Raw genomic sequence first — 17,483 nt, forward strand, 5'->3', positions numbered from 1 at the left:
CGTCGTGAGCCTTGACCGTGCGCGTGCCCAAAATGCTAGGAGAACCAGATGAAGTCCAAGCCGCTGCCCGCTGATCCCATGATCCGCCAGCTCATTCGTCAGGCGCAGAACTCGCAACTGGGTCGTCGAACGCTGCTGGCCGGGGCCGGGGCCGGTGCCACCGCGTTCGCGCTCGCCGCGTGTTCCTCCGGCGCCACGGCCAAACCCACCGCCGCGGCCGACACCTCGGCCACCGACAAGTCCATCCGCTGGGATAACTGGGCGCTCTACATTGATGTGGACGACGCCGGCAGCTACCCAACGCTTGCGGCGTTCAAGGCGCAGACCGGCATCTCGGTCAAGTACACCGAGGCCGTCGACGACAACAACTCCTACTACGGCAAAGTCAAGGACCAGCTCGCCCTCGGCCAGGACATCGGTGCCGATGTCGCCTGCCTGACCGACTGGATGGTCAGCCGCATGATCCGATTCGGCTACACCCAGGAACTCGATCACGCCAACATTCCCAACCTGGCCAATCTGCTGCCGTCGCTGCAGGACGTCGACTTCGACCCGGGGCGGGCCATGAGTGTGCCGTGGCAGGGTGGCTTCGCAGGCCTGGCTTGGAACAAGGAGAAGTATCCCCAGGGACTCAAATCGGTCGAAGACCTGTGGGCTCCCGACCTGAAGGGGCGCGTCGGTGTGCTCTCCGAAATGCGCGACACGATGGGCCTGATCATGCTCGACCAGGGCGTCGACATCTCCGGCGACTGGGGCGAAGACGAGTTCACCGCGGCCATCGACGAATTCAAGAAGCAGGTCGCCGACGGTCAGATCCGAAACATCAAGGGCAACTCTTACAAGGAAGACCTCGCCAACGAAGACACCCTCGCCGCCATCGTCTGGTCCGGCGACATCGTGCAGCTTAACGCCGAAAACGGCGACAAATGGGGCTTCATCGTTCCTGAGAAAGGTGGCACCCTCTGGAATGACAACTTCGTTGTGCCGATCGGCTCGCCCGCCAAAAAGAGCGTGGAACAGCTGATCAACTACTACTACGACCCGGCCGTTGCCGCCGAGGTCGCCGCCTACGTCAACTACATCACCCCGGTCGCCGGTGCCAAGGAAGCCATGATGGCCATCGACCCGGCGTTGGCTGAAGACCCGCTGATCTTTCCCGACGATGCCACCCTCGCCAACGCCTACGTTTTCCGCGGTCTCGACGGCACCGAAGAGCAGACGTTCAACGCCCAGTTCCAAGCGATCCTGCTGGGCGCAGCCTGATGGCCGTCGGTGCGTTCGCCGATCGTGGTGCTGACCTGGAACTGGTCGGCATTGAAAAACGTTTCCCCGGGTTCACCGCCATTGAAAATCTCAACCTCACCATTCCGGCCGGATCGTTCTTCGCGCTGCTGGGCCCCTCCGGCTGCGGAAAAACGACGACCCTCCGCCTCGTCGCCGGACTGGAAGAACCGACCAGCGGCCGCATCCTGATCGGTGGAACGGATGTGACGAATCAGAAATCCTTCCAGCGTCCGGTTAACACCGTGTTCCAGAGCTATGCGCTGTTTCCGCACATGACCGTGCTGGAGAACGTCGCCTTCGGGCTGCGCCGACGCAAAATCGAACGCCCCGTGGCCAAGGCGCACGAGGCGCTGCTCCTGGTGGAGCTCGACCACCTCGCCCACCGTAAACCGCAGCAGCTGTCCGGCGGGCAGCAGCAGCGCGTGGCGCTGGCCCGCGCGATCGTCAACCGGCCGGCCCTGCTCCTGCTCGATGAGCCGCTCGGCGCCCTCGATCTCAAACTGAGGCGTCAGATGCAGCTCGAGTTGAAAACCATCCAGGAAGAGGTTGGCCTGACCTTTCTGCACGTGACCCACGACCAGGAGGAGGCCATGACCATGGCCGACACCATCGCGGTCATGAACAAGGGCCGAATCGAGCAGATGGGTGAGCCGCAGCAGCTCTACGAACTGCCCAAGACCGCGTTCGTCGCTAACTTTCTCGGTCAGTCCAACCTGTTCACAGGTCCGGTCGTTGGCACCACGAGTACCGCCATCGCCGTCGACGTCTCCGGGCAGAAGATCGTGGTGCCGCTGGAGCGAGCGCACCGAGTGTCGGGCGAAGTCACCATCGGAGTGCGTCCCGAGAAACTCACCCTGCACGCTGAAGCACCGCTCCAGGACCCCGGCCGCAACGTGATGGGCCCCGGTCGGGTCATCGATGTGTCGTTCAGCGGGGTCAGCACGCAGTACCTGGTCGATGTGCCGGGTGTCGGCACCCTGGTGGTATTTGCCCAGAACATGGCTTTCGGCCCGGCCGCGCACGTCGGTGCCACCTGTTGGCTCAGCTGGAACGTCGACCACGGCTTCGGTCTCGACGACGATCCCGCCCAGAGTCCGAGATTCGAAGCCGACCTCGACACCAAGACAATCGCCCAGCAGCGTCGGTCATCGCTGCTCACGGAGCTCGAGGAGGCCTGAGATGGCCTTTGCCGCATTCTCATCCACGACCGCGCCGTCCGCCGATCCGGCCGCCAGGCGCCGCAGCCCGGTAGCCTTGTTTCTGCTGCTGCCGGGCATCCTCTATCTGGTGCTGTTCTTTCTCACCCCGCTGGTGTCGCTGCTGCTGACCTCGTTCCAGGCGCCGCGGGAGTTCGGTGATATTGGTCAGTACGATTACGCCTTCCGCTGGCAGAACTACGTCGAAGTGGTCACGACCTACTGGCCGCACATTGTGCGTTCGTTCAGTTACGCGCTCGCGGCGACGTTCTTCGCGCTTCTGATCAGCTACCCGCTGGCCTACTTCATCGGGGTCAAGGCGCGAAGATGGCCGCTGCTGCAGAGCCTCATGCTCGTTCTCGTGATCGCGCCGTTCTTTATCAGCTTTCTGCTGCGCACCCTGGCCTGGAAGCAGCTGTTCTCGGACGAGTCCTTCGTGGTTCAGTCGCTCAAGGCCCTGTCGCTGCTGGCGCCGGAAGCGCACGTGACCGGCACCGCGTTCTCGGTGATCTTCGGTCTCACCTACAACTTCATCCCGTTCATGACCCTGCCGCTCTACACGACCCTGGAGCGGCTTGACGTGCGCTACCTTGAGGCCGGCAGCGACCTGTACGCGAGCCCGTTCCACGTGTTCCGCAAGGTCACCATCCCGCTGTCGATGCCCGGTATCGTCGCGGGCACGCTGCTCACCTTCATTCCGGCGGCGGGCGACTATATCAACGCCAGCCGGGACTTTCTCGGCGGTACCGGCACCCAGATGATGGGTAACGTGATCGAAGCCAACTTTCTGGTGCTGCAGAACTTTCCAGCCGCTGCGGCCCTGTCGATCATTCTGATGACCGTGATCCTGGTGATCGTAAGCATCTACGTCAAACGATCCGGAACGGAGGAGCTGCTGTGAAAGTCTCCCTCGGCAAATGGTTGCTGCCCGTTTACAGCGCCCTGGCTCTGCTGTTCCTGATGATTCCGATCGGGTACACCTTCGTCTATTCCTTCAACGACTCGCTCAAGTCGAACATCACCTGGCAAGGCTTCACCTTCGACAAGTGGCTGAACGTCTGCAATGTGCAGAACGGAGCCGTCTGCCAGGCCTTCGGCAATAGCCTGTTCATCGGGGCTATCGCCACCATCGTTGCGACCACGCTCGGCACCATGATCGCGATCGCCATCGTGCGCTACCGGTTCAAGTTTCGATCCCAGACCAGCTTGCTGCTGTTTCTGCCGATGGCGACCCCGGAGGTCGTGCTCGGTGCCGGACTGGCCGCACAGTTCTTGTCGGTCGGGGTGCCGAAGGACATGCTGACGATCATTCTCGCGCACACCATGTTCTGCATCAGTTTCGTGGTGGTCACGGTCAAGGCCCGGGTTGCGAGCCTCGACCCGGCGCTCGAAGAGGCCGGTCGCGACCTCTACGGTTCGGCCGCGCAGGTGTTCGCCCGCATCACCTTTCCGCTGCTGCTGCCGGGTATTCTCGCGGCCGCTCTGCTGTCGTTCGCCCTGTCCTTCGATGACTTCATCATCACGAACTTCAACTCCGGCGCGGTGTCGACCTTTCCGAAATACATCTACATTTCGGCGGCCCGCGGCATCCCGGCTGAGGCCAACGTGCTCGCCTCGGCCGTGTTCATCATTGCCATCGTCGTGGTCGTGACGGTGCAGGTGACGGGAGCGGCCAAGGCGCGGCGCCTGGCCAGGCCCAGCTAGTCGCGAGGGCGCAGGCCTTGGCGGTGGAGCTCCGGCGCCAGCTCGAGCGCCTCGGCCGGGGACAGCCGGCGCGGTGCGGGCAGCGCGCCGCGCGGCGTGTGCGCTCCCACTCGGAGTGCATCACCCAGTCGCAGGCCGACCGCCCCGATGGCACCCTGCTCCGGCGCTACCATCGGGCCGAGCGGTAACACCATCGGGAGTGGATGCACCGAGTGCGGCGCCGTGCGGGTCAGCAGGATGCCGCGTTCGACGGCGCATTCCCTGGCCACCCGGAGCTGGCCGTTGGCGAGGTAGCGCAGCCCCCTGTGCTCCAGCTTGGAACTCCACCGTGACGTGCCGAAGGCCAGGTCGTGCGCGTCGACGGCCACGACGGTGAGCCCACGCGTCGCCGCATCGAGGGCCACCCCGGCCCCGGTGACGCCGAGGCCGACGACGAGCAGGTCGATGACCCGGCCGTCAGCCGCTTCGGCCAGTTCGCGCTCGCGGCCGGAATCCCTGCGGGGTGCGCCTGCCGGGCAGCGATCTGCGCGGAGGTTTCCTCCCAGCTCTGCTCGACATCGTCGGCGCCAGCAACGTGACGATCGATGCTGAGGCTCGGGTATGGAACACCGGCGGCAAGTCCACCCCCGATCTGATTCGGCTGCGCTCCGGAGACGGGCACGCTGCCCCGGACGCCATCGTGACTGCGGGCAGTCACGAGCAGGTGGTCGAGATCATCACGCTGTGCTCGCAGCATCGAATAGTCCTGGTTCCGTTCGGCGGCGGCAGCTCGGTGGTCGGCGGCCTGGGCGTGGTCCCGGTCGGTCGGGGCAATGACTTTGCGTGTCAGCTGGGGATCCCCGGCGACGTCGGGCCGGGCGCCCTCAACGTGATTGCGCCCGACCGTTCCGAACCCGGTCAGACGTAGCTGGCGCGAATTTCCCCGACCGGCCGGCCACCGCCGGTCACGGTGAGTCCGAGCTCGGGCAGTAACTCATCTACATCCGCTCGTTTGATGGCACCGGAGTCGGCGAGCAGACCTACGGCGACGGCCGCTGCGGCGCGCAGGTTACCGTCCAGAATCTTCAGCGCCACGGTGGTGCCGTTTTCGGCGGCGGCCACCATGATGCCCTCGGCACCGCCCTTCACGAACAGGCCGAGCCGGTCGATGACGATGCTGTCGGAGTGCCCGGGGCCGGCCACGACCCACCCGTTGGCACGCACCGCTTCGGCCAGAAAACCGGCCTCACGGTAGATCGCAAACGGCGAGTTGGACTTGCTCGTGGCGATGCGGGCGATGCCGCGGGCCAGGCCGGTAAGCGAAATGGCGTGCACGGGCGCGCCGCAGCCATCAATGCCCGAGACCAGCGGACGTTCGCCGGTGAACCGTTCGAGCACGTCGAGAATGCGTTTTTGCAGCGGATGTTCCGGCTGCAGATAACCCTCGATCGCCCAGCCGTTCTGCTGGCAGGCGACGAGCATCGCCGCGTGCTTGCCCGAGCATTCCATGTATACCGGAGCCTTGCCGGCTCCGAGTCGCACCAGGGCGTCCCGCGCGGCGGAGTCGATCGGCCAGGCGGCCGGGCAGGCGAGCGCCGTTTCGGGTACTCCGGCCCGGCTGAGCAGCCCGCGCACCAGTGCGACGTGTTCTGGCGTACCGATGTGACTCGCGGTCGCGATCGCAGCATCCGCTCCCCGCAGGGCGACACCGCTCGCCATGACCGCGACAGCCTGAAACGGTTTCATCGCCGAGCGCGGAAAGACCGGGCTGGTGACATCGCCGAGGGCACGCAGCACCTCACCGTTGGTACCGAGCACGATCGCCGAACCGGCGTGCCTGGATTCGACGAACCCGCTGCGTTCGACGACGGCGAGTTCGACGGAATCGTTGACCGTGAAGGTTTCAGTGGTCACGTTAGAGTGCGGCGATCGCATCGTCGATCACCGAGAGGGCGTCGATGATGAGAGCATCGGACAGCGCGAGGCTCGGCAGGAACCGCAGTACGTTGCCGTAGGTTCCGGCTGTGAGCAGCAGCACGCCGTGCTGGCTCGCGTAGGCGGAGATGGCGGTCACCGCAGCGGCGTTCGGGACCTTCGTCGTGTCGCCGGTACCGGGCTGCACGAGTTCGATCGCCATCATGGCGCCGCGACCGCGGATCTCGCCGATGATGTCGTACTTGTTCTTCAGTGCGGTCAGGCCAGCGGTGAGGGACTTTTCGATGCGCTGCGCTTCGGCCAGCAGGTTGTTGGCCTCGATCGCGTCGAACACGGCGATCGCCGCAGCACAGGAGACGGGGTTGCCGCCGAAGGTGCCGCCGAGCCCGCCGGGCTGGGAGGCGTCCATGATGTCGGCGCGGCCGGTGACGGCGGCGAGCGGAAAGCCGCCGGCGATGCCCTTGGCGGTGAGCACGAGGTCGGGGATCCAGCCGAAGTGCTCGCTCGCGTAGTACTTGCCGGAGCGGGCCATGCCGCTCTGAATTTCATCGGCGATCATTACGACACCGTTGGCGGTGCACCAGTTCTGGAGCGCGGGCAGGTAGCCGTCCGCTGGCACCATGAAACCGCCCTCGCCCTGAATGGGTTCGACGACCAGGCAGGCCAGATCGGATGCCCCGATCACCTTGTCGAGGTAGGCGATGGTGCGAGCAGCCGCTTCAGCGCCGGACAGACCGTCGTGATACGGGTAGGAGCTCGGGGCGTGGTAGACGTCGCTGGCGAGCGGGCCGTAGCCGGTGGCGTACGGCATGGCCTTGTAATTCATGGCCATGGTCAGCACGGTGCGGCCGTGGTAGGCGTGGTCGAGCACCGCGACGGCACGACGGCCGGTGTACTTGCGGGCGATCTTCACGCCGTTCTCAACGGCTTCCGCGCCGGAGTTGATGAGCACGCTCTTCTTGGCGAAGTCACCGGGAGTGTGCTCGGCGAGCAGCTCGGCGACGCGAACGTACTCTTCGTACGGCGTGACGGTGAACAGGGTATGGATGAAGTCTTGGGACTGTTCGACGGCGGCCGCGACGACACTGGTCTCGGTGTGGCCGATCGTGGTCACACCGATGCCGGCACCGAGGTCGATGAACTGGTTGCCGTCCACGTCGACCAGAATCGCGCCGTTGGCCTTGGCAATGTAGACGGGCAGCATGGAACTGACCCCGTCGGAGACGACCGCCCGACGCCGCTCATGCAACGCCGCCGAGATCGGACCGGGGATGGCCGTGACGATCTTTCGTTCTTGCGTGACAGAGTACGCGGTGGCGGTGGCAGAGTTTGTGAGGGTGTCAGTCATGATTCCCCTACTGTACCTAATAGTGCTGTACCGACCATGGGCGCGGTGTTCCTGAGTTCGCCTGCAAGAATCTTTGAGAGCAAGGGGAGAAGCATGAACGGAGTGCACGAATATGCGGTGCGGGTTGAGTGGACCGGCAATCGCGGCACCGGAACCAGCCACTACAAGGCCTATGGACGTGACCATCTGATTTCACCGGCCGGTCGGGCATCCGCTGAGAAGGTGCCGATTCTGGGCTCGTCCGACTCGACCTTTCACGGTGACAACGACCGGTGGAATCCGGAGGAGCTGCTGCTCGCGGCGCTCAGCCAGTGCCACCTCTTGTCGTATCTGCACGTGGCGGTCCGCAATGGAATCACGGTGACGGCGTATACGGATGCCCCGGTCGGCACCATGGAACAGGTGGCCGGCGGCGGCCACTTCACGGCGGTCACCCTGCGGCCCCGCGTGACTATTACCGACCCCGAACAGGTTGAGTTCGCGCAGTCGCTGCACGCCGAGGCCGCCCTCGAATGCTTCATCGCGGCGTCGGTGAACTTTCCGGTTGGGCACGAGCCGGTCACGGTCGCCTGACGCGTAGTGCGTCGCCGAGCCGTGAGTTTGAGGCGATTTCAGCGCTGAAATGGCCTCAAACTCACGGCTCGGTGGTTGAAACTCACGGCTCGGTGGTTGAAACTCACGGCTCGGTGGTTGAAACTCACGGCTCGGCCGGGGACCAAGATTCTGCATGGCACGGTACAGCGGTTTGCGTAGTAGTGTGGGATCCGTTGAAGGCCTGCGTGTGCGCCCCGACCGATGAAGGAGATACCGATGGATACCACCCAACTACTGAAGGGGGTGCTCGATATGGCCGTCCTGGCCGTGATCGTCGACGACGACGGCTACGGCTATGACATTGTGCGTCGGTTGCGCGCCGCCGGACTCGATGAGGTCGGTGACGCGTCGGTCTACGGCACCCTGCGCCGGCTGTACAGCGCCGGGGCGCTGTCGAGCTATGTCGTGCCGTCGGACGGCGGGCCGCACCGCAAGTACTACGGAATGAACGCGAACGGCCGGGCCATGCTCGCCGAACAGCGCTCGAACTGGACCCACTTCGCAAATACCCTCACCCAGTTGCTCGAGAAGCCGAAACCCACCGCCCACCTACGCCCGATCGGTGACAACACATGAGCGAAACAATTACGACTCCCCAGTCCATTCGTGAGTTCGCCGCGGCCGTGCGATCGGCACTGAGCGACCTGCCGGCCGACGATGTCGATGACCTCACCGACGGCCTCGAGGCCGACCTCACGGAGCAGGCCGCCGACGTCGATGCCGGCGATGCGGCTGCGCCCAACGTCGATCTCGGCGATCCGGTCGCCTATGCCGACGAGTTGCGCGGCGCTGCCGGGCTTCCGGTGCGGGGCACGACGCCCGAAGTCCGGGTGCCGCGGCTTGGCCGGCTGCGCATCAGGATCGGTGAGGCGCGGGCTCGCGCGGCGCGGCGCATCTGCTCGAGTATCGCCGGTGCGGCGCTGCTCGACTTTCTGCTGGTGTTGCGCCCCGTGTGGTGGGTGCTGCGCGGCTGGGTTGTTTATGCGGTCGTCGCAGTCCTCGCAGGCGGCGGGATCAGCACGGTGCCGACCGACCCGCTGCGGTGGGTCGTGCTCGCGGCTTTCGTGATTCTGAGTGTGCAGTGGGGTCGTGGCCGGTGGCTGCCTTGGCGCTGGCTTCCACGTTTTCGTACCCTGGTCAGCGTGTGCGCGGTTCTCGTTCTGCCGATCGTGCTGTTGGCCACGGCGCACAATGCCGGAGCGCAGAACAGTGCGTACGTGGACTACAACCCGGCGCCAACGCCGGGACTGATGCAGAACGGCCAGGGAGTGACCAACGTGTTCGCCTATGACGCCGACGGCCAGCCGCTCACCGACGTGCAGTTGTTCGACCAGGACGGCCGCGCGCTCAACGTGGTCAACGACCCGGTCAATACCAACTACCTGACCCAGTTTGATGCCGCCGGCGACAAGGATATGGTCATGCCGAGCCTGCTGGTGCCGGGCGGCGGCGGCTGGAATGTGTTCCCGCTGCGGCTGGTGACCTCCGACGATGTCGACTACACCTACGACCATCTCGGGCAGGCCTACCAAGCGGATGCCGCGCCCGCGCCGTTCCCGTTCGCCCAGGTGCGGCCGCTGGTCGAGCTTCCGGCGGTGGAAGAGTCGTCGTCCACGCCGGCACCCGCGTTATCGCCGGAACCGTCAGCCGCGCCCACGCTGTCGCCGGGACCGACGGCATCCGCTGCGCCGACGGCCGAACAATGATGCGCCGGTCCGAGGTACAGACCGTCATCAGCCCGTCGGCCGTCGACCTGCCGCCCACCCAGTCCGTTGACATAACTGCGTGGGCCGCCACGGGCGAATAGGCGCGAACCTCGACCTGACAGGATGGCACGGGTTAGGGTGGCACGAGGGGGAACCATGAGTCGACACGCCGCCCACGGGGCGCACAGCTGCACAGTTGCGCGAGCGCGATGGCTCGTCACGGGTGCAGCGATGATGGTGGTGGCTCTTGCCCTCATGGGCTGCGGTACCGCCGGCGAGCGCGTGGCCGGCACGGCGGTCAACCAGGTTGCTGACGCACTCACCGACCAACTGGACTCGCCGGTGTCGCGGGTGCGCGATGCGGAGTGGTTCGCGGCAACCTACATCCCAGACCTGAACTCGTCTGGCCGCGGTTCCACGGTCTACGCGGACACACTGGCGTGGAGTGGAAACTCACGGGACGACGCCGGCGCCCGCATCGAGGTTCGCATCCGGGTCGACGTTGAGGCTGAGACTGGCTATTTCGGATCCGGCCACGAGTCTGCAAGTTCCACGAAGTGCTTCCGCTATGAGGTCTTTGTCCGGCCGAACCCGGTACTCCGCCATGGCATCGCCTGTCCGAACGACCCGGAGATCATGATGCCCTCTGCGGTGCCGTTCCCTACTCTGCCCGACAACGCCGAGGACGTTCTCGCCGCGGTTCTCGCCGCAGCATCACCCACCAGCCTGGACGGAGACCTGCGCGCCGCCTTCCCGCAGGACTTCGTGACGGTTGACACGGATACCGTCGATGGCGATCTCCTGGCTGCCGTCGGTGTTTCGGCGGAGCGCGAGTGCATCGTGGGAGGGCGCGGTGCCGATGGTGTGGTGGAGTTCTGGGGCTACGATCCCACCTGGATCGAGCCCGGCGAACTGGGCTGTACGACGCGCATTGTGACGAGCCCGCCCCTGTAGTCGTCCCAAGCGTCAGGGAGCCGCCGACCCGTGAGTTTGAGGCGTCCCACGTTACCGAGCCGTGAGTTTGAGTCCATTTCTGGGCGAAAACGGGCCGATACTCACGGGTCGGTGCTGGAAACTCACGGCTCGGCGACGCAGGAACGACGCCGCTGGCTACTACGCGGGGTAGGCGGCCACCAGGGCGGTGAGGGCCTCTTCGATCACGGTCGCGGCATCGTCGATGAGCTCGTCGGAGATCACGACGCTCGGCATGATGCGCAGCACTGAGTCCCAACTGCCGGCATCGAGCACGATGACACCGTTTGTGGTCGCGTGCTTGATCACGGCGGTGAGCGCTTCGGGATAGGGCTTCTTGGTGCCGGGGTGCACGAGCTCGACGCCGAACATGGCGCCCTTGCCGCGCACCTCACCGACGATGGAGAACTTCTCGGCCCAGTCGCCGATGCGCGCCTGCAGCGCCTTCTCAACTCGCTTGGCTTCGCCGAGCAGGTCGTCGCGCTCGATCAGGTTGAACACCGCGAGGGCGGCCGCGGTCGAGACCGGGTTGCCACCGAAGGTGCCGCCGATACCGCCGGGCTGAACGGAATCCATGATGTCGGCACGTCCCGTGACGGCGGCGAGCGGGAATCCGCCGGCGATGCCTTTGGCCGTGGTGACCAGGTCGGGCACGACATCGTGGTGCTCGATCGAGTACCAGACTCCGGTGCGGGCGAGGCCGGCCTGGATCTCATCGGCTACGAAGACGATGCCGTTCTCGGTGCAGAATTCGCGGATGCGCTGGAAGTAGCCGGGCGCGGGAATAACGATGCCACCGTCGCCCTGGATCGGCTCGACGAAGAACGCCGCGATCTCGGTCGCGCCGATGTGAGTGGTGATGTAGTCGATGGTCTTCTCGGCCGCTTCGAGCCCGCTCAGGCCGTCGCGGAACGGGTAGCTCGTCGGCACGCTGTAGATCTCACCGGGGAACGGGCCCATGCCGGCTCGCTCCGGCCAGGGCCGATAGGTCATCGCCATGGTCAGGTTGGTGCGGCCGTGGAAGGCGTGGTCGAGAGCCACGATGGCGCGGCGACCAGTGAACTTGCGGGCGATCTTCACCGCGTTCTCCACGGCCTCGGCACCGGTGTTGACCAGAATCGAGTGCTTCTCAAAGTCGCCGGGGGTAATCTCCGCGAGCTTCTCCGCCACCGCCACATAATTCTCGTACGGCGTGACCGTGAACAGGGTGTGGGTCAGCTTCGCTGCTTGAGCGGATGCTGCCGCCGCGACATCCGGATGCGCGTGACCGATCGTGGTCACCCCGATACCGCAGCCGAGGTCGATGATCTGGTTGCCGTCGACGTCGACCAGGATGGCTCCGGCGCCGTGGTCCATATAGATATTGGCGAGGGTGCCGGCGCCGCGGGCGACGGTCTTCTCACGCCTGGCCTGCAGTTCAACCGACTTGGGGCCGGGAAGAGCCGTGACGAGTTTGCGTTGCTGGGGCACCGAATACGTTGCAGTCATTCGACCAGCCTATGACCGTCAGAGCATCAGACAAACCGCCGCTACAGGCGTTCGCGCGGAAACACCCGATGAGCGAGGCGATTGAGGGTACCGACCGGCGGCGATTCGTTGTAGGCGTTGGCCAATTCCTGACCGGACAGCTGGTGAATGGCCGCCATGATCTCATCCGTGGCCTGCCGGCGGGCCTTGCCGGAGGTAGCCGGGCCGTGGTGGCTGAGGTCGAGCGGTTCGCCGAAGGTGACGGTGACCTTGCGGATGCGCGGCACCGTGGTGCCGACTGGCTGAATCTCCTGGGTACCGATCAGTCCGACCGGAACGACAACGGCGCCCGTGGTGAGGGCGAGCCAGGCGACGCCGGTGCGTCCCTTATAGAGTCGTCCATCGAGCGAGCGGGTACCCTCCGGGTAGATCGCGAAGGCACCCTCGGTATCGAGCACGGAACGGCCGGCGTCGAGTGCGACCTGGGCGGCCTGCCCGGCTCCGCGTTCCACTCCGATGGCGCCGATCGCGGTGAAGAAGGTGCGGGACACCCAGCCCTTGAAACCGGTTCCGGTGAAGTAGGTCGATTTCGCCAGAAACTGCACGCGGCGGGTGGCGACGAGCGGAATGACGATGCTGTCGATGAATGACAGATGGTTGCTCGCGAGAATGACGCGACCGGTCGCCGGGATGTTCTCACGGCCGATGATCTTCGGCCGAAACACGATTCGTGCGACGGGCGCCATGATGCCGTAGCCGAGAAAATAGACGAATCCCGGGCGCTTGACCCGCTCCGGTTCGTCCTGCACGTCGTCAGGTGCGGCTTGCTCGTCACTGTCGATCGTGCTGGTTTCAGCGTTGTCATTGAGTTCTGCATCGGCACCAGTCACCCGTTGACACTACGCCACGACTGGCCAGCAACGAACATACGCCGCGCCCGGCACCTAGCATGGAGTTATGCGCAGAGTAATCATTCTCGGGTCTACCGGCTCGATCGGAACCCAGGCCCTGGACGTCATTCGCGCCAACCCAGAGCGGTTCGAGGTGGTGGGTCTGTCGGCCGGGCGCAACCGCGAACTGCTCGAGCAACAGGCGGCCGACTTCGCAGTCGACGACACCGCGCTCGGCGCCGACGAGGCCGAGCAGCTCGTTCGGGACGTCGAGGCCGATGTCGTGCTGAACGGCATCACCGGCTCGGTCGGTCTCGGCCCGACCTTGGCCGCGCTGAAGGCCGGGCGCACCCTGGCCCTGGCCAATAAGGAGTCGCTGATTGTCGGCGGCGACCTCGTGAAGAATCTTGCTGCGCCGGGGCAGATCGTGCCGGTGGACTCTGAGCACTCGGCGATCGCGCAGGCACTGCTCTCAGGAACAGCGGATGAGGTGCGTCGCCTCGTGCTGACGGCATCCGGTGGACCTTTTCGCGGTTTTAGTCGGGACCAGCTCGCCCGGGTGACCCCGGCGCAGGCGCTCGCGCACCCGACCTGGAACATGGGGCTCGTGGTGACCACGAACTCGGCGACACTGGTCAATAAGGGTCTGGAGATCATCGAGGCGCACCTGCTGTTCGACGTGGAGTACGACCGCATCGACGCCGTCGTGCACCCGCAATCCGTGGTGCATTCCATGGTCGAATTCGTCGACGGCTCGACGATCGCTCAGGCCTCACCCCCGGACATGCGGCTGCCGATTTCGCTGGGACTCGATTGGCCAAACCGGGTCGCCGCCGTCGGCGCCCCGATCGACTGGACCGTTCCGCACAGCTGGACCTTCGAACCGCTCGACGAAGCCGCTTTTCCGGCGGTCGAGCTGGCTAAGCGGGTCGGCCGTAAGGGCGGCACCTATCCCGCGGTGTTCAACGCGGCCAATGAGCAGGCCGTGGCCGCTTTTCACGCCGGACGCATCGGATTTCTGGATATCGTCGACACGGTGCTGCGCGTGGTCGAATCCCACGAACAGGGCGGCGAACTCAGTCGGGAGTCGCTCGCCGAGGGCGAACGGTGGGCGCGTGCCGCCGCGGATCGGCTGATCGACCAGCGCTAGTTACCAGTCAGTCGTCCCGGTCCTCACGTTGTTCTTTGGCCCGTTCCTTGGCGGCTTCCGCGGCTTTCTTGGCGGCTTCTTCGGCCTGTTCGGCGCGGTCCTTAGCGTTTTCGTCGTTCTGCTGCTGGGCGGCAGCTGCTGCCTCGGCCGCCGCCTGAGCTGCCGCCTCGGCGGCAACGGCGGCGGCGTCGATCTCAACGGTCAAGTCGCCCTGCACCAAATTGATCGCGGACTGAATCGAGGCCGAACGCTCAGCGCTGACCTGGCCGGAGGCGGCGGCCGTGCGCAGATTCGCCTGCATGGCGGTGAGCAGGGTCTGGGCGTTGCTGAAGTCTCCGGCGGCGGAGGCCTCGGTGATGGCCAGAATCTCGGTCTGCAAATTCTCGGCCGTTGCGGCCTGCAGGTCGACCGGGTCGGCCGTGCAGCCGGACAGTGGCAGGAGCAGCCCGACGGCCAGGGCCAGGGCTAGGGGCAGTCGCTTGCGTCGATTCACGGGTTCACGCTCTCTTGAAGCTCTTGAAGATGGGTGCCGAGAGTGCCGTCGACGGTCGGATAGTTCGGTGGCGCCACGGCGGGCGCCTCGGCTGGATTGATCAGGAACAGGGCCACGACGGCGAGGGCGATAAGGGTGAGCCCGCTTACGACCAGGACGAGCACTCGTCGGTGCGCGAGACGGCGCGGCCTGGCCGGGCGCGCAGCGGCGGTGCCAGCTGCGGGAACGCTGGCGGGAGCATCCGCTTTCAGGATCTCGGTCGGAGCGGCAGCGGCTTCGGCACCCGGCAGCAACGGGGCCGGGTCGGGCGCGGCGACCGGCAACAACAGGGTCGCAGCGGGCGCCGGAGCCGGCAGCAGCATGGTGGGCGCATCGGTGGCGCCGCCACCGGCGGCCAGCGCCCGCAGCAACCCGGCGGCGTCGGCCGCGGTCGGCCGGTCGGCGGGGTCGCGGGCGGTCATCGTGCGCAGAACGTCGATCCAGTCGGTGCCGAGATCGTTCGGGATCTCCGGCTGGCGCTGCAGCCGGGCCATGGCCGATTCCACCGCGCTTCCCGGATAGGCGCGCGTTCCGGTGAGGCATTCGAGCAGCACCAGACCGAGAGAATAGACATCCGTCGGCGCGCCGATAGCGCCGCCAAGCGCCTGCTCCGGGCTGAGGTAGCTCGCCGTGCCGAGCAGCGACCCGGTCGCCGTCAGCCTGGTTTCATCGAGCAGCCGGGCGATGCCGAAGTCGGCCAGCTTGGCGTGCATGCCGCGGCCCGGAAACCCGGAGGGTGCCAGCAGCACGTTGGCCGGCTTGACATCCCGGTGGATAATGCCCCGCTCGTGAACGTAGTGCAGTGCCTCGGCGAGGTCGGCACCCATGCCGGCCACGTCGACGCTCGGTACCGGGCCGTCTTCGATGCGGGTGCGCAGATCCGGGCCGTCGACGAGTTCCATCACGATGAAGGTGCGTGGGATGCCGTCCACCGTGGTGGTTCCGGCATCGAACAGGGTGACCAGCGCGAAGTGGTTCAGGCTCGCCAAGAGGGCGATCTCGCCGCTCTGGCGCTCGGGCTCAGTGCCACCGCCGTCGGCGCGAAACAGCTTGACGGCTACAGAGCGACCCAGGGCGGTGTCGGTGGCCCGATAAACGGATGCCATCCCCCCGGTGCCGATCAGGCTCATGATGCTGAAACGGTCGGCCAACAGGCTGCCGACGGGGCCGAGAGTCGGCGGTACGGCTGGAGCAGGTGCTGAGAGCTTCTGCGTGGGCATGGTTTCGTGAGCCAAGGGGGACCTCCTGGTGCGTCCGACCTCTAGCCAACCACATGCATCCGCTCAGGGGGGAGATTGGTCGGCACAGCCAGCCGCTTGGCAGCTTGATGCGGTTACTCTACAACAGTGGAAACTGTACTGCTGTTCATACTGGGCGTCGCCATTGTCGTCGTCGGCCTCGCCCTCTCCATCGGTCTGCACGAAATCGGCCACCTGGTGCCCGCCAAGCTATTTGGCGTCAAGGTCACCCAGTACATGATCGGCTTCGGCCCGACGCTCTGGTCCCGCACCAAGGGCGAAACTGAGTATGGAGTCAAGGCTATCCCCATGGGCGGCTATATCGCCATGATCGGCATGTTCCCGCCGTCGAAGAAGGGCGGAGCGCCCCGCAGCACGACCACCGGGTTCTTCGATCAGATGGTGCAGGAGGGCGCGCCGGAGAAGAAGACGAGTGCCCTGTCGACCCTGGTCGACGACGCCCGCCAGGCGAGCGCCGAGACCATTGGCGAGGGTGAAGACCACCGCGCCTTCTACCAGCTGCCGGTCTACCAGCGTGTGATCATCATGCTCGGCGGGCCGACCATGAACCTGCTCATCGCGATCGTGATGTTCTCGATTTTGCTGATGGGATTTGGCTCCCCGCAGATCAGCACCACCGTCGGCAGCGTGAGCGAGTGCGTGCTGCCGGCATCGAGCGACCGCCAGACCTGCGCGGCAACCGACGAAGCCTCACCCGGAGCCGCCGCCGGCCTGCAACCGGGTGACCGACTGGTCAGTATCGGCGGAACCGCCATCTCGACCTGGGAACAGTCCACCGACATCATTCGTGCTTCAGCCGGACGCACCGTCGCGGTCGTCGTTGAACGTGACGGTGCCGCGCTTGACCTCTCGCTGACCCCCAAACTAACCGAACGCTACGTCTATACCGACGACAACGAAATCAAAACGGATGCCGCCGGCGATGCGATCACCGAGCAGGTCGGCTTCGTCGGCATCGGAGCAGCCGCCGAAATGGTGCCTCAGCCCGCAACCGCCGTGCTGCCCATGGTCGGCGACAACATTGCCAATGTTGCCCACCTGATCATCAACCTGCCCGACCGGCTCGTGGCGGTGGCCAACGCGGCGTTCGGGCCCGGGGAGCGCGACCTGAACGGACCGATCAGCGTGGTCGGCGTCGGCCGGGTGGCCGGCGAACTCGCCAGCATCGACACCATTCCGGTCGCCGACAAGGTCGCGAGCATGCTCGGCCTGCTCGGATCCCTCAATATCGCCCTGTTCGTGTTCAACCTGGTGCCCCTGCTTCCGCTGGACGGCGGCCACGTGGCTGGTGCGCTGTGGGAGGGCATCCGTCGATTCTTCGCAAAGCTGTTCAAGCGGCCAGACCCGGGGCCGGTTGACATGGCCAAGCTCATGCCGCTCACTCTCGTGGTCATCATTCTGCTCGGCGGCATGAGCCTGCTGCTGATCTACGCCGACATCGTCAAGCCGATCAACTTCTTCGGCTAG

General features: G+C 65.6%; 19 protein-coding genes. 12 read left to right on the forward strand and 7 right to left on the reverse strand.

The annotated features are described in order from the left end of the window. Positions 1 to 48: 48 nt before the first annotated feature. The 4 genes from E3O11_RS11190 to E3O11_RS11205 are packed head-to-tail and all read left to right on the forward strand — an operon-like array spanning position 49 to position 4,184. Positions 49 to 1,263, forward strand: coding sequence for an ABC transporter substrate-binding protein (locus E3O11_RS11190; RefSeq protein ID WP_092450108.1), 1,215 nt, complete (start codon positions 49 to 51; stop codon positions 1,261 to 1,263). After that, positions 1,263 to 2,462: an ABC transporter ATP-binding protein gene (locus tag E3O11_RS11195; RefSeq protein ID WP_092450106.1), complete on the forward strand. Its 1,200-nt coding sequence runs from the start codon at positions 1,263 to 1,265 to the stop codon at positions 2,460 to 2,462. The genes E3O11_RS11190 and E3O11_RS11195 overlap by 1 nt, the downstream gene beginning before the upstream one ends. 1 nt (position 2,463) lies before the next feature. After that, a complete protein-coding gene (locus tag E3O11_RS11200; protein WP_092450104.1) occupies positions 2,464 to 3,381 on the forward strand; it encodes an ABC transporter permease in 918 nt (305 codons plus the stop codon). Then, positions 3,378 to 4,184: an ABC transporter permease gene (locus E3O11_RS11205; protein WP_170851567.1), complete on the forward strand. Its 807-nt coding sequence runs from the start codon at positions 3,378 to 3,380 to the stop codon at positions 4,182 to 4,184. Before E3O11_RS11200 ends, E3O11_RS11205 begins: the two co-directional genes overlap by 4 nt. On the opposite strand, the gene E3O11_RS11210 is transcribed toward E3O11_RS11205, so the two are convergent. Next, a complete protein-coding gene (locus E3O11_RS11210; RefSeq protein WP_241991004.1) occupies positions 4,181 to 4,588 on the reverse strand; it encodes an FAD-dependent oxidoreductase in 408 nt (135 codons plus the stop codon). The genes E3O11_RS11205 and E3O11_RS11210 overlap by 4 nt on opposite strands. Here E3O11_RS11210 and E3O11_RS18225 point away from each other — a divergent pair. Then, positions 4,535 to 4,762, forward strand: a complete 228-nt coding sequence (locus E3O11_RS18225) for a hypothetical protein (protein ID WP_241994711.1) — start codon at positions 4,535 to 4,537, stop codon at positions 4,760 to 4,762. The genes E3O11_RS11210 and E3O11_RS18225 overlap by 54 nt on opposite strands. Then, positions 4,759 to 5,091: an FAD-binding protein gene (locus E3O11_RS11215; protein ID WP_198415590.1), complete on the forward strand. Its 333-nt coding sequence runs from the start codon at positions 4,759 to 4,761 to the stop codon at positions 5,089 to 5,091. Before E3O11_RS18225 ends, E3O11_RS11215 begins: the two co-directional genes overlap by 4 nt. Here E3O11_RS11215 and E3O11_RS11220 read toward each other — a convergent pair. Further along, the gene (locus tag E3O11_RS11220) at positions 5,082 to 6,098 is read right to left on the reverse strand and encodes an asparaginase (protein WP_092450098.1); all 1,017 of its coding nucleotides are present in this window, start codon (positions 6,096 to 6,098) and stop codon (positions 5,082 to 5,084) included. The two genes, E3O11_RS11215 and E3O11_RS11220, sit on opposite strands and share 10 nt — an antisense overlap. Next, complete coding sequence (gene gabT / locus E3O11_RS11225) at positions 6,079 to 7,446, reverse strand: 4-aminobutyrate--2-oxoglutarate transaminase (protein ID WP_092450096.1); 1,368 nt, start codon at positions 7,444 to 7,446, stop codon at positions 6,079 to 6,081. The genes E3O11_RS11220 and gabT overlap by 20 nt, the downstream gene beginning before the upstream one ends. Before the next feature lie 93 nt (positions 7,447 to 7,539). Between gabT and E3O11_RS11230 the strand changes: the two genes are divergently transcribed. The 4 genes from E3O11_RS11230 to E3O11_RS11245 all read left to right on the forward strand — a co-directional run bounded on the left by E3O11_RS11230 (position 7,540) and on the right by E3O11_RS11245 (position 10,700). After that, a complete protein-coding gene (locus tag E3O11_RS11230; protein ID WP_092450094.1) occupies positions 7,540 to 8,019 on the forward strand; it encodes an OsmC family protein in 480 nt (159 codons plus the stop codon). A gap of 237 nt (positions 8,020 to 8,256) precedes the next feature. Beyond that, positions 8,257 to 8,616, forward strand: coding sequence for a PadR family transcriptional regulator (locus E3O11_RS11235; RefSeq protein WP_092450092.1), 360 nt, complete (start codon positions 8,257 to 8,259; stop codon positions 8,614 to 8,616). After that, positions 8,613 to 9,746 carry a hypothetical protein gene (locus E3O11_RS11240; RefSeq protein ID WP_092450090.1) on the forward strand — a complete coding sequence of 378 codons (1,134 nt, stop codon included), beginning with the start codon at positions 8,613 to 8,615 and terminating at the stop codon, positions 9,744 to 9,746. Before E3O11_RS11235 ends, E3O11_RS11240 begins: the two co-directional genes overlap by 4 nt. 231 nt (positions 9,747 to 9,977) lie before the next feature. Then, positions 9,978 to 10,700: a hypothetical protein gene (locus tag E3O11_RS11245; protein ID WP_092450088.1), complete on the forward strand. Its 723-nt coding sequence runs from the start codon at positions 9,978 to 9,980 to the stop codon at positions 10,698 to 10,700. A 159-nt stretch (positions 10,701 to 10,859) separates the two neighbouring features. On the opposite strand, the gene E3O11_RS11250 is transcribed toward E3O11_RS11245, so the two are convergent. Together E3O11_RS11250 and E3O11_RS11255 are read right to left on the reverse strand one after the other, a co-directional pair. Then, on the reverse strand, positions 10,860 to 12,206 hold the full coding sequence (locus E3O11_RS11250) for an aminotransferase class III-fold pyridoxal phosphate-dependent enzyme (protein ID WP_092450086.1): 1,347 nt from the start codon (positions 12,204 to 12,206) through the stop codon (positions 10,860 to 10,862). Between the two features lie 41 nt (positions 12,207 to 12,247). Next, positions 12,248 to 13,075, reverse strand: coding sequence for a lysophospholipid acyltransferase family protein (locus E3O11_RS11255; RefSeq protein ID WP_369828668.1), 828 nt, complete (start codon positions 13,073 to 13,075; stop codon positions 12,248 to 12,250). Between the two features lie 67 nt (positions 13,076 to 13,142). Between E3O11_RS11255 and dxr the strand changes: the two genes are divergently transcribed. Further along, a complete protein-coding gene (gene dxr, locus E3O11_RS11260) occupies positions 13,143 to 14,225 on the forward strand; it encodes a 1-deoxy-D-xylulose-5-phosphate reductoisomerase (protein WP_092450084.1) in 1,083 nt (360 codons plus the stop codon). A gap of 7 nt (positions 14,226 to 14,232) precedes the next feature. Here the strand turns inward: dxr and E3O11_RS11265 are convergent, their stop codons facing one another. Together E3O11_RS11265 and E3O11_RS11270 are read right to left on the reverse strand one after the other, a co-directional pair. Continuing rightward, on the reverse strand, positions 14,233 to 14,718 hold the full coding sequence (locus E3O11_RS11265; RefSeq protein WP_092450082.1) for a hypothetical protein: 486 nt from the start codon (positions 14,716 to 14,718) through the stop codon (positions 14,233 to 14,235). Then, positions 14,715 to 15,992 (reverse strand): serine/threonine-protein kinase, encoded by a 1,278-nt coding sequence (locus E3O11_RS11270; RefSeq protein ID WP_241994704.1) that lies wholly within the window; start codon positions 15,990 to 15,992, stop codon positions 14,715 to 14,717. Before E3O11_RS11270 ends, E3O11_RS11265 begins: the two co-directional genes overlap by 4 nt. 111 nt (positions 15,993 to 16,103) lie before the next feature. Here E3O11_RS11270 and E3O11_RS11275 point away from each other — a divergent pair, with 111 nt between their 5' ends. Continuing rightward, positions 16,104 to 17,483, forward strand: coding sequence for a M50 family metallopeptidase (locus E3O11_RS11275; protein WP_092450080.1), 1,380 nt, complete (start codon positions 16,104 to 16,106; stop codon positions 17,481 to 17,483).

The sequence above is a fragment of the Cryobacterium levicorallinum genome, from assembly GCF_004402405.1.
Lineage (GTDB): Bacteria > Actinomycetota > Actinomycetes > Actinomycetales > Microbacteriaceae > Cryobacterium > Cryobacterium levicorallinum.